This window comes from Streptomyces sp. NPDC048650 (assembly GCF_043199095.1).
Taxonomy (GTDB): domain Bacteria; phylum Actinomycetota; class Actinomycetes; order Streptomycetales; family Streptomycetaceae; genus Streptomyces.
The window spans coordinates 1-11,795 of record NZ_JBICVM010000031.1; the positions used below are offsets into that span (position 1 = coordinate 1).

Genomic DNA, 11,795 nt, shown 5'->3' on the forward strand with positions numbered 1-11,795 from the left:
CGTCGCCCGGGCCCCAGGCATTGACACCCGGACCCGTGCGCAGCACCACGCCGGCCAGGTCGGAGCCGATGACGTGGTACGGCAGATCATGACGCCTGGTGAGCGGCGAGAGCCTGCCGTAACGCTCCAGGAACCCGAACGTCGACAGCGGCTCGAAGATCGAGGACCACACCGTGTTGTAGTTGACCGAGGACGCCATGACGGCCACCAGGGCCTCGCCCGGACCGAGTTCGGGCACCGGTACGTCCTCGACGTGCAATGACTTGCGCGGGTCCTTGTCGGCGCTCGCCATCCCGGCGAACATCTCCGTCTCTTCCTTGCGGAGGACCACCGCCCGGTACGACTCGGGCAGTGCGAGGGCCGCGAAGTCGGCGGGGACTGCCGACGCCGAGTCTTCCGACGAGGTGAGCGACCGGATCGCATCGAGGATGTGCCGCATATCGTTTCCCATGCCGTGTCCCTCTCAGATCCGGACGCCGATGAAGAGGCCGCGGTCGGTGGCGGCCTGCGGGAGGTACTCCACGGACAGCCCTGCCTGCGCGAAGGCCGCCTCGTACTGTGCCTGTTCGAAGAGCGTGATGCGGTGTGTCTCCCGCAGGTGCTCCACGCCCTCCCCCGGTACGCCGACGAGGTAGTCCACGTCGATCCGGGTCGCGCCGTCCTCGAGCGCGGAGTGGGAGAAGCGTGCGATCGTGCGGCCCTCGGCCTCGACGAGGCTCGCGCCGACGTACCCCGGAGTGAAGGTCTCCGGGAACCACCAGGGATCGACGATCACGACCCCGCCGTGCGTGAGGTGCGCGGCGAACCGGCCGATCGCCGCGTCCAGCTCCTCCTGGTCCCCCATGTGGCCAATGGAGCTGAACATACAGATCACAGCGTCGAATCGGCGATCGAGGGCAAAGTCCCGCATGTCCCCCCGGTGGAGGTGCGCCTCCGGATTGCGCCGCTCGGCGACGGCCAGCATGTCGGGGGACAACTCCACGCCCTCGACCTCGTCGAAGATCTCGCCGAGGTACCGCAAGTGCATCCCGGTGCCGCAGGCCACGTCCAGCAGGGAGCCGGCCTGCGGGAGCCGCTGGGTGACGAGGGCGGCCAGCTCTTTGGCCTCCGCCCGGTAGTCCTTGCCTTTGCCCTGGTGGACCAGGTCGTACAACCGGGCGACGTCGCCGCTGTATTCGAGATTCATCTGGGGCTCCTTGGGGGATCAGGCGCGGCGGTGCGCGGCGGTGAGGCGTTCGAGCCGGGGGACGAGCGCGGCCGGGGTGGGCGCGGCGAGCATCTCGTCGCCGAGGCGCCGTGCGGCCGCGGCCATTTCGCGACTCTCCAGGGCGTGGACGACGGCGCTGCGCAGCGTGTCCGCGTCGAGCTTCTCGGGCGTCAGGGCGATGCCGGCGCCCGCGTCGGCCACCTGTCGCGCCTTCATCGGGGCGTCCCACAGCGAGGCGACGACGATCTGCGGGACGCCGTGCAGGGTGGCCGTGAAGCAGGTGCCCGCACCTCCGTGGTGGACGATCGCGGCGCAGCTCGGCAGCAGCGCGTCCAGGGGGACGAAGTCGACGACGCGCACGTTGCCGGGAAGGCCCGCGGCGTCCGGGAGCTGCGCGGCGTCCAAGGTGGCGACAATCTCGGCGTCCACATCGGCCAGCCCGGCGAGCAGCTCGTGGAAGGGGACGCCGTCACCGCCGTACGTCTCCCGGGTGGAGACTCCGAGCGTGATGCAGACCCGGGGCCGCGTGGGCGGCTCGATCAGCCAGCCGGGGAGGACCGACGCACCGTTGTACGGCACGTACCGCATGGGCACGACCTCGGCGCGCACGGGCAGCCGCAGGCTCTCGGCACTGGGGTCGATCGTCCACTGCCCGGCGAACAGCTCCTCGATCGTGTCCTTGTCGGCGGCCATGCCGTGCCGCTCGAGTGTCCACGTCAGCCATTCGCCGATGGGGTCCTCCCGCTGCTCGGCGGGGCGCTCGCCGAGCAGCCGGGTGAACTGCTGCCGTGCGTTGAGGACGACGTCGGGGCCCCACAGCAGCCGGGCGTGGGCGGCGCCGCAGGCGTGTGCGGCGATGGGGCCGGCGTGGGTGAACGGTTCCCACAGGACGAGGTCCGGTCGCCACGAGCGTGCCAGCGCCACCATGTCGTCGATGGTGCTGTCACCGTTGAGCGGCGCGAGGCACATGGCCGACATGATCGTCTGCTGTCCGAGGGCGTGTTCCCATGACAGCGGCTCGTCGCGGGTATCGAGGAAGTCCATGCCCTGCTGGTACAGGACGAGGTCGTCACCGACCTCGGTGATGAGATCGATGATGGTCCGGTCGTCGCCCACGGGTACGGCGGTCAGTCCGGAGCCGGTGATGGTGTCGGTCAGCGAGGGCTGGCCGGCGACCCGTACCTCGTGCCCGGCGGCGCACAGCGCCCAGCCGAGGGGGACCAGGTTGTAGTAGTGCGTGTTGTGCGCGAAAGAGGTCAGCAGAATACGCATGCGGGGGCACTCCCTCCTCAGGTGCTATGGGGCGGTGGCGGGCAGGTCGAGGGTCGTCCGGGCGGCGGCTACGGGGAGGCGGGCGTGCCCGTGGAGGACGGGCGAGCGGCGGCGCCGGACGGCCCGGCCGGCGGTGTGCAGGCCCGGGAGCCGTGCGCCGAGCGCACCGAGCGCTGCTTCGGCGACCGTCCTGACCAGCGGGCCGCCGAGACGGAAGTGCAGGTCGCCGGGGAGCCCGAACGGCCCGGGCTCGGGCCGAACGAGGTCGAAGGGGGCAGCGTCGGCGGTGTGGGCGTCGGCGGGGCGGTTGACGGCGGCTACGAGGATCACGACCCGGCCTCCGGCGGGGATGTGCTCCCCCGCGACGTCGGTGTCCTCCCGCGCGACCCGCCACTCCAGGCGGACGGGTGGGGCGACACGCAGGGTCTCCGTCACCGCGGCGGCGGCCAGGCCGGGTTCCTGTGCGAGCGCGGCCCACTGTCCGGGCCGCTCCAGCAGCGCCTGTACGGCGTTGCCGACGAGGGTGGCGGTGGGCTCGGCGGCACCGAGGGCGAGGGCGCGGGCGGCGGCCACCGCATCGGCGTCGTGGCCGAACGGTGACTCCCTCAGTACGGCGGCCAGTTCCGCTTCCGCCCGGGCCCGGGCGACGGCGTCCGGGAGGAGCTGCGGGCACAGCACACCGTCAAGGGTGCGGCGGCAGCCGGCCAGCGCGTCGTCGAAGGCGGCCGCCGACTCCTGCGGCACACCGAGCTGTTCGCGGATGACCAGCGCGGGCAGCCTGCGGGCGTACGCCTCTGCGAGGTCGAAGGCGGTGGCGGAGTCCGCCAGCCCGTCGAGGAGCGCTTGGGCGTGCCGCTCGGCCGACTCCCGCAGGGCGCGCTCGTGCGGCGCCGGCATCAGCGTCCCGCCCCAGGCGGTGAGGGCGCCCAGCCGGTGGTAGGCGGCACGGTCCGCGTCGAGCGCGGTGCCGGACAACGGCAGCTCCCGCTCTCCGGGGCGCCGGCCGTCGCCGGTGAGCCCGTCGAACGCCGCCGAGGCGATCACTTCGTCGGCGACGGTACGGCTCGCCGTCACCCAGGTGTCCAGGAGTTCGCTGTGGAAGAGCGGTCCGTGGGCCCGTATGCGTTCCTCGTAGGGGCTGGGGTCGTGGGCCTCGGCGCGCAGGACGAGCGCATAGGGATCGCCCTGGGTGCCGGCGAACCAGTGGGCGGCGCGGGTCAGTTGCAGGCGGCGGCCGGCGGCGGCCGGGTCCTTGGTGATCGGTGCGGGGCTCACTGCTCCCTCTCGTCGTCGGCGGTATCGGTAGCCGTCCGGCCGTCCGCGGCCGTGGAGCGCAGTCCGTCGATCCAGCCGAGCACGGCCCGTGCAGTGGCGGGGGCGTGCTCGCCCATCAGCGTGAGGTGCGTGCCGGGCAGTGCGGCGGCGGTGTGGGCGTGCTCCCAGCGCGACTGCCAGCCGTCCGGTTCACCGGTCCACGCGCCGAGGGGCTCGGAGGCCCGAAGGTGCAGGACGGGTGCCCTCGTGGGCCGCGGCGACCAGTCGAGGAGCATCCGGTGGTAGGCGCCCATGGCGGTCAGGCGGGCGTCGTCGAGTGGGACGGCGGAGTGCCGCCCCACCCAATCGAGCATCTCGTGGCGCCATACGCCCATCGCGCCGGGGTCGCGGGGCGTGTAGACGTCGATGAGGACGAGCGCGACCGGGCCGGTGCCGCGGGCTTCGAGATACCGGGTGAGGGCGTGCGCCAGGTTGCCGCCCGCGGAGTGCCCCAGCAGCACGAACGGGCGGCCGGCGGCGTGGCGGGCGAGCGCGGCGGCCTGCGTCCCCAGGAGCACGTCGAGTGAGCCGGGCAGCTTCTCGCCCGTCTCGAAGCCGGGTTGGGGCAGTGCGGCGAGGTGGCATTGGCCGTCGAGCACCCTGGCAAGGGGCAGGAACTCGTGCGGGCCCGACGCGACGGAAGTGCCGGCGCAGCCGATGATCAGCGGTCGGTCCGTTCCGTCGGCGGCCTGTGCACCGCTCAGGACGACGGGGGTCAGAAGCCGCTCGTCGACGGTCCGGAAGGCGGGGCGGAAGGCCGCGGCCGCGGCGAGGACGTCGACGGCCTCGCCGATCCGGTGGGTGCGGACGGCCTCCTGGTACAGGGCGGTGAAGCTGCTCCGTACCGGCGGCTGCGCACCACCGCTGCCCGGGTCCGCAGGGGCCCGGTCCGTGGCGCCGGCGAGCAGGCCCGCCAGATGGTCGGCGAGCGCGCGGGGCGTGTCGTGGTCGAAGAGCACGGTGGCGGACAGTTCGATGTCCAGGGCCGCGGCGAGGCGCCGGCGCAGCTGCACCGTGGCCAGGGAGTCGAAGCCGAGCAGGAGGAACCGCTCGTCGGGGGCGACGTCCTCGGCGCCGGGGTGGCCCAGGAGGTCGGCGGCCTCGTTCCGGACCAGGGTGAGCAGGGCGGCCGGGCGGTCGTCGGGGCCCAGCCGTTCGATGCGTGACCGGGCGGCGGGGTCGGCGTCCCCGTGCCCGGTCATCGCCGGGGGTGCGCCCGGGAGTTCGTGGGCGGCACGGGTCTCCGGCAGCTCGGAGATCAGCGGGCTGGGCCGGAAGGCGGTGAAGCCGTGGGCGAACCGGGGCCAGTCCATGTCCGTGACGGTGAGGCAGGGTGTCTCGCCTCCGACGGAGCGGGCGAGGATGCCGAGCGCCTCGGCCGGTGCCATGGTCCGTACACCCCGGCGGCGGAGGTACTCGGCGCCGGCGCCGTCCCCCATGCCCTCGCCCGCCCAGACGCCCCACGCGACGGACGTGGCGGGGAGGCCGTCGGCGCGCCGGCGCTGGGCCAGAGCGTCCAGTTCGGCGTTGGCGGCGGCGTACGCGCCCTGTCCGGCGCTGCCCCACACCCCGGCGCCGGACGCGTACAGCACGAACGCGTCCAGGTCGTGGGAACGCGTCAGCTCGTCGAGGTTCCGGGCGCCGGCGACCTTGCCGGAGCAGACCTCGGCGAAGAGGCCGGCGCCGGTCTCGGCCAGGGAACTGACCTGCGGCACGCCCGCGGCGTGGAAGACGGCGGTGAGTGGGGTGTCCGCTGGTACGGCGGCCAGCACCCCGGCCAGTGCGTCCCGGTCCGCGACGTCGCACGCGGCGAGGGTGACCTTGACACCCAGCCCCAGCAGCTCCGCCTCAAGCGCGGCGGCCGTGGTCCCTCCGCCGCCGCGCCGGCTCACCAGCAACAGGTGCTCCGCGCCGTTGCGGGCCAGCCAGCGGGCGAGATGCCCGCCGAGAGCGCCGGTGCCGCCGGTGACCAGGACCGTGCCACGCGGCCGGTAGCGGGGGCCGCCCGGGTCCACCGCGGCGCGGACCAGCCGGCGGCCGTAACCGCCGGAGTCACGGACCGCGATCTGGTCCTCGGGGCCGTCGAGCAGCCGGACCGCCGCGGCCCAGTGGCTGTCCTGCGCGCTGCCGGGCAGGTCGACCAACCCTCCCCAGCGTGCGGGCATTTCCAGTGCGGCCGTCCGACCGAGTCCCCACAGCTGGGAGCCGGCGGCGGTGGGCCGCTCCTCGCGGTCCACGGCCACCGCGTCCTGTGTCACGCACCACAGGCGAGCGGACACCGCCTCATCCTCCATCGCCTGGGCCAGGAACAGGGTCGCCAGCACTCCGGCGGCCACCGGACCGTGCTGGGGGTGCTCCCGATCATCGGCGCCGAGCAGCGACAGCACGCCCGGGGCGGGAGCGACTGTGTCACCTCGCGACGGACCGAGCCGGGTCCGGGCGAGAGCGGCGGCGAGCGAGATCCGGTCTGCGGACGCCACGTCGACCGGCAGCCGGGTGACGACGGCGCCCGTGCCGGCCACAGCGTGCTCGGCAGCCCGCGCGAGCTCGGCGCCGCGGCCCCGGTCGGGGTGGACCAGGAGCCAGTGCCGAGGGGTGGCCGAGCGGGCCGTTGCCACGTCCCCGTCGGTCGTGTCCCGGTCCGGGGCCGCGGGGAGTGGGCGCCAGACGGTGCGGTAGCACCAGTCGGGCAGCGCGCGCCCGCCGGACGCGGCGGGTTCGATCCAGTACCGGCGGTGCTGGAAGGCGTACACCGGCAGCGGGACGCGCCGGGCGTCGGAGCCCGCGAACAGAGCGGGCCAGTCGACGGCGGCGCCCTTGGTGTATGCGGTGGCCACCGCCCGGAGCAGGGTGGTGACCCCGGAGGGCGGCGCCGACGCCGACGTGTCGCTGCCCGACGGAGGGCGGCGCAGCACGGGCACCGGTGTCACCTCGGGGTCGCCTGCGAGGCACTCCTCGGCCATCGCGCTCAGCGTCCCGTCCGGACCGAGCTCCACGAACGTGGTGACGCCTTGCGCGCGTGCCGTCCGTACGCCGTCATGGAATCGGACGGTTCGCCGGACGTGCTCGACCCAGTGGTCGGCGCAGCACAGCTCGTCGAGCGAGGCGGCCCGCCCGGCGGTCACGTGGGCGATCATCGGGATGCGCGGCGGGTGGTAGCGGAGCCCGTCGGCGACCTGCCGGAAGTCGGCCAGCATCCCCTCCATGAGGGGCGAGTGGAAGGCGTGGCTCACCCGGAGCCGCTTGGTGGCGTACCCCAGGGCGGCGAACCGCGCCGCCAGTGCCGTCACGGCCTCCTCCGCGCCTGATATCACCACGGATTCGGGGCCGTTGACGGCCGCGATGCCCACGGGTTCCGTGCTGTCCGCCAACAGGTCGACGACCTGTGCCTCCGACGCCCGCACAGACACCATGGCCCCGCGGCCCGGTAGGCGTTCCATCAGCCGGCCGCGCGCGGCGACCAGGGTGCAGGCGTCGTCGAGGTCGAATATCCCCGCGGCGTGGGCGGCGGCGATCTCCCCGACGGAGTGTCCGAGAAGCCGGTCCGGCCGCATGCCCCAGCTCTCCACCAGCCGGAACAGTGCCACCTCAACGGCGAAGAGCGCGGCCTGGGCGTAGTGCGTGCGGTGCAGCAGCTCCGCGTCGGCGCTGCCGGGCCCGGCTTCCAGCACAGCCGACAGTGGCCGGTCCAGCTCGGGGTCGAGCCGCTGGGCCACCTCGTCCAGCGCGTCGGCGAAAACCGGAAAGGCGGCGCGCAGGTCACCGGTCATCCCGGTGCGCTGGCTGCCCTGCCCGGTGAACATGAACGCGACCTTCCCGTCGCGTCGGCGTACCCCATCGATCACCGTCGGGGCGCGACGGCCGTCCGCGAGCGCGCGCAGGGCGTCCGCCAGTTCGCTACGGGAAGAGCCGAGGAGGACGGCACGGTGCTCGAACGCGCTGCGGGTGACCGCAAGCGAGTAGCCGATGTCGAGCGGACCGGAGCCCCGCGCCTGGCGCAGGTGCCGGTGGAGTCGGTCCGCCTGGTCGCGCAGGGCGGCCTCCCCTCGGCCCGATACGACCCAGGCCACGGGGACCGCGGCGTCCGGCGACACGGCGCGAGCGGTGGTGGGTTGGGGTCCGGCGGCGGGTTGGGGTGCGGCGGTGGGCTCCGGCGCAGGGGCGGGTCGAGGAGCGGAGGCGTGGGACGGGGCCTCCTCCAGGATGAGGTGCGCGTTGGTCCCGCCGACGCCGAAGGCCGAGACCCCGGCTCGCCTGGGACCGCCCGCCCGTTCCCACGGTGCGGCCTCCGTCAGCAGCCGTACGGCGCCAGCCGACCAGTCCACGTGCGGGGTCGGGGTGTCGGCGTGCAACGTCCGCGGCAACAGCCCGTGTCGCATGGCCTGCACCATCTTGATGACACCACCGACGCCCGCGGCCGCCTGGGCGTGCCCGATGTTGGATTTCAGCGACCCCAGCCACAAGGGCCGACCCTGCGGCCGCCCCTGGCCGTAGGTGTCGATCAGCGCACCCGCCTCGATCGGATCACCCAACCGGGTCCCCGTGCCGTGCGCCTCCACCACATCGACCTGACTCGACGTCAGGCGGGCGTCGGTGAGCGCCTGACGCATGACCCGCTGCTGGGAGGGACCGCTGGGGGCGGTCAGGCCGTTGCTGGCGCCGTCCTGGTTCACGGCCGAGCCCCGCACGAGGCCCAGCACCCGGCGGCCTTCGCGCTCCGCATCGCTCAACCGCTGCAGCACCAGCACGCCGACGCCCTCCGCCCACCCGGTACCGTCCGCGTCCGCCGAGAACGCCTTGCACCGGCCGTCGACAGCCAGCCCCTTCTGACGGGAGAACTCGACGAACGCGGCCGGGTCCGGCATCACCGCCACACCCGCCCCCAGCGCCAACTCGCACTCCCGACGCCGCAGCGCGGAGACCGCCACATGCAACGCCACCAGCGAGGACGAACACGCCGTCTCGATGGTCATCGACGGGCCTTCCAACCCGAGGGCGTACGACACGCGCCCCGACAGCACCGCGTCCGCGCTGCCCGTCAGCAAGTGGCCCTCCGACCCTTCCGGGACCCGGCCGGAGTCGGTGACATAGTCCGAGTGCGCCGCTCCGACGTACACCCCGGTGCGGCTGCCGCGCAGCGTGTGGGGATCGAGCTCGGCCCGTTCGAACGCCTCCCAGCAGACCTCCAGGAGCAGGCGTTGCTGCGGATCCATCACCACGGCCTCCCTCGGCGAGATGCCGAAGAAGGGCGCGTCGAACTCCGCGGCACCGGTCAGGAACCCGCCCTCGCGGCAGTAAGTGGTCCCCTGGGCGTCCGGGTCGGGGTCGTACACGCCGTCGACGTCCCATCCCCGGTCCGTGGGAAACGGCCCGACCGCGTCCCTCTCGGTGGCGACCAGGTCCCACAGCGCCTCGGGCGAGTCGACGCCACCGGGGTAGCGGCAGGCCATCCCGACGATGGCGATGGGCTCGTGGGCAGCGTCCTCAAGTTCGCGGTTGCGACGCCGGAGCTTCTCGGCCTCCTTCACGGAGGTGCGCAGGGCCTCCACCAGCTTCTCGGCGGAGGTCTGGGCGGAGGACAGCGACATGAGCGAACGTTCCTCTCGGGCGGTGCGGTCCGTGCGGACGGCGCGGTGGGGCGGGGTGCGGGTGCGGGTGCGGGTCAGGAGCGGGATTCGCCGAGGGCGAACGCGATCAGCGCGTCGTCGTCCAGCTCGTCGATGGCGTCGAGCGAGTGCGGGGGATCGTCGGTGCCGGCGGCCGGGGACGGCGCCGATGCCTGCCGGTCGGTCCCCTCCTCATGTACCGCGGCGAGGGCGAGCAGGCCGTCGAGCAGCCCCGCGCCCCGCAACGCGTCCAGGGGCAGCGACGCCAGCGCCGCCCGCACCCGCTGCTCCTCGCCCCGCGACTCCTCGTCTCGGCTGCGGGCTTCCAGCAGCCCGGCCAGATGGGCGCCCACCGCCTCCGCCGTCGGATGGTCGAACACCAGGGTCGGCGGGAGCTTGACCCCCACCGCCCGGCCCAGGCGGTTGGCCACCTCGACGGCCGTGAGCGAGCTGAACCCGAGGTCCCGGAAAGCCCGGTCGGCCGGTACGCCCTCTGCCGCGGCGTGCCCCAGCACGAGGGCCGCCTGGCGGCGGACCAGGTCGAGCAGCAGCTCCTGTCGCTCGACCGGGCCGGCCGCGGTGAACCGCGCCAGGAGCCCCCGCTCGTCGTCCCTACCGGCCCCATCCGCGCTCCGCGACGCCGCCGCTTCCACGCCCTGCAGGTCGCCGATCAGCGGACTGGGCCGGAACGCGGTGAACGACCGGGCGAAGCGGGGCAGGTCGAGATCGGCCACGGCGACGCAGGTGTCGCGGCGCTCCAGGGCCGTACCGAGAGCTTCCACGGCGCGTTCGGGCGCCATGACACGCAGGCCGCGTTCCCGGAGGAACTCCTCGCCCGCGCCGTCGCCCATGCCTCCGCCGCCCCACAGGCCCCAGGCGATCGCGGTGGCCGGCAGGCCGTCCGCGCGCCGCCGCTCCGCCAGAGCGTCGAGCGTCGCGTTCGCCGCGCCGTACGCGGTCTGCCCGCCGCTGCCCCAGACACCGGCGCCCGACGTGTACAGCACGAACGCGTCGAGGTCCCGGCCGCGGGTGAGCCGGTCCAGGTGGTACGCCCCGGCGACCTTGCCGCCGTACACGTCGGTCATGCCGTCGACCGACAGCCCCAGGAACTCCCCCGAGTGCGGCACACCCGCGGTGTGGAAGACCGCGGTGGGCGGGTGCGCGTCCAGCAACGCGGCGAGCGCCTCACGATCGGCAACATCACACGCCGCCACAGTGACCCGAGCCCCCAGAGCACCCAGCTCCGCCACCAACTCCGCCGCACCGGGCGCCTCCTGCCCACGACGACTCGTGAGCACCACATGCTCCGCACCGTTCCCGGCCAACCACCGCGCCACATGACCACCCAACGCACCAGTACCCCCGGTCACCAGCACCGTCCCCCGCGGTGTGTACGCCCGGCCGACACCGGGCGCTCCTCCGGCAGGCGTGAGCCTGCGCCCATAGGCACCGGAGGCGCGTACGGCCACTTGGTCCTCGGCGCCGTTCCCGGCCAGCACCCATACCAGCCGGCGCAGGCACCTGGCGTCCGGTGTACCGGGAAGGTCCACCAACCCGCCCCAGAGAGAAGGAAGTTCGAGAGCGATGCCACGGCCTACACCCCACACCTGCGCACCGGCCATGGAGGGCCGTTCCGCCGCCGAAACCGCGACGGCCTGCCGTGTGACGGCCCACAGCCGCGCACGCGTACCGGCGTCGGACGCCGCCTGCGCCAAGAGCACCGTGCCGACGGTGGCCCGGTCGAGAGCGGGGTGCTCCGGGTGCGGCCGCTCGTCCATCGAGAGCAGGGAGAGAATGCCGTCCCAGGAACCGGAAAGCCGCTCGGCAAGGCCGTCACGCCCCAGTGCCACGGGATCGACCACCATCCGCTCGACGGTGGCGCCGTGGTGTGTCAACACAGCAGCAATGTCGTCCGCCGGAACCGCTTCCCCACCCTCCGGAAGCACCATCAACCAACGCCCCGACAACCCGGACGCCTCACCCCCCGACAGCCCCTTCCACGCCACCCGATACCGCCAGACGTCTATGCCGGACGGCTCCGCATCACGGGAACGATCAAGACTCCGAGGAGCCGACTCGAGCCAGTAGTGCTCGCGTTGGAAGGGGTAAGTCGGCAGATCGATGCGGTCGGCTGAGATCCCGTGCCCGGTGTATGCCGCCTTCCAGTCAACAGACACACCGCGGACGAACGCCTCCGCCATCGACGTCCACAACCGACGCAGGCCACCCTCACCACGCCGCAACGTGCCCACCGCCACCACATCATCCCGCCCCGCACGAGCGGCGAGCTCCTCCACCCCGATCGTCAACACCGGATGCGCACTGGCCTCCACAAACACACCAAAGCCATCACCCAACAACGCATCAACGGCCTCGTCGAAACACACCCGCTGCCG

Annotated in this window: 6 protein-coding genes; all 6 read right to left on the bottom strand. The window is 73.6% G+C overall.

Features of this window, described 5'->3' with window-relative positions; genetic code table 11:
* On the bottom strand, positions 1-439 hold a 439-nt coding region (locus tag ACGFML_RS38010; protein WP_393550523.1), incomplete at its 3' end, for an alcohol dehydrogenase catalytic domain-containing protein.
* Between the two features lie 24 nt (positions 440-463).
* Positions 464-1,186, bottom strand: a complete 723-nt coding sequence (locus ACGFML_RS38015; protein WP_393550513.1) for a class I SAM-dependent DNA methyltransferase — start codon at positions 1,184-1,186, stop codon at positions 464-466.
* A gap of 18 nt (positions 1,187-1,204) precedes the next feature.
* On the bottom strand, positions 1,205-2,479 hold the full coding sequence (locus tag ACGFML_RS38020; RefSeq protein WP_393550515.1) for an activator-dependent family glycosyltransferase: 1,275 nt from the start codon (positions 2,477-2,479) through the stop codon (positions 1,205-1,207).
* 24 nt (positions 2,480-2,503) lie between these two features.
* Positions 2,504-3,754 (bottom strand): P450-derived glycosyltransferase activator, encoded by a 1,251-nt coding sequence (locus ACGFML_RS38025; protein WP_393550517.1) that lies wholly within the window; start codon positions 3,752-3,754, stop codon positions 2,504-2,506.
* On the bottom strand, positions 3,751-9,381 hold the full coding sequence (locus tag ACGFML_RS38030; RefSeq protein ID WP_393550519.1) for an SDR family NAD(P)-dependent oxidoreductase: 5,631 nt from the start codon (positions 9,379-9,381) through the stop codon (positions 3,751-3,753). Before ACGFML_RS38030 ends, ACGFML_RS38025 begins: the two co-directional genes overlap by 4 nt.
* 74 nt (positions 9,382-9,455) lie before the next feature.
* Positions 9,456-11,297, bottom strand: a complete 1,842-nt coding sequence (locus tag ACGFML_RS38035; RefSeq protein ID WP_393550521.1) for a beta-ketoacyl reductase — start codon at positions 11,295-11,297, stop codon at positions 9,456-9,458.
* Positions 11,298-11,795: the final 498 nt, after the last annotated feature.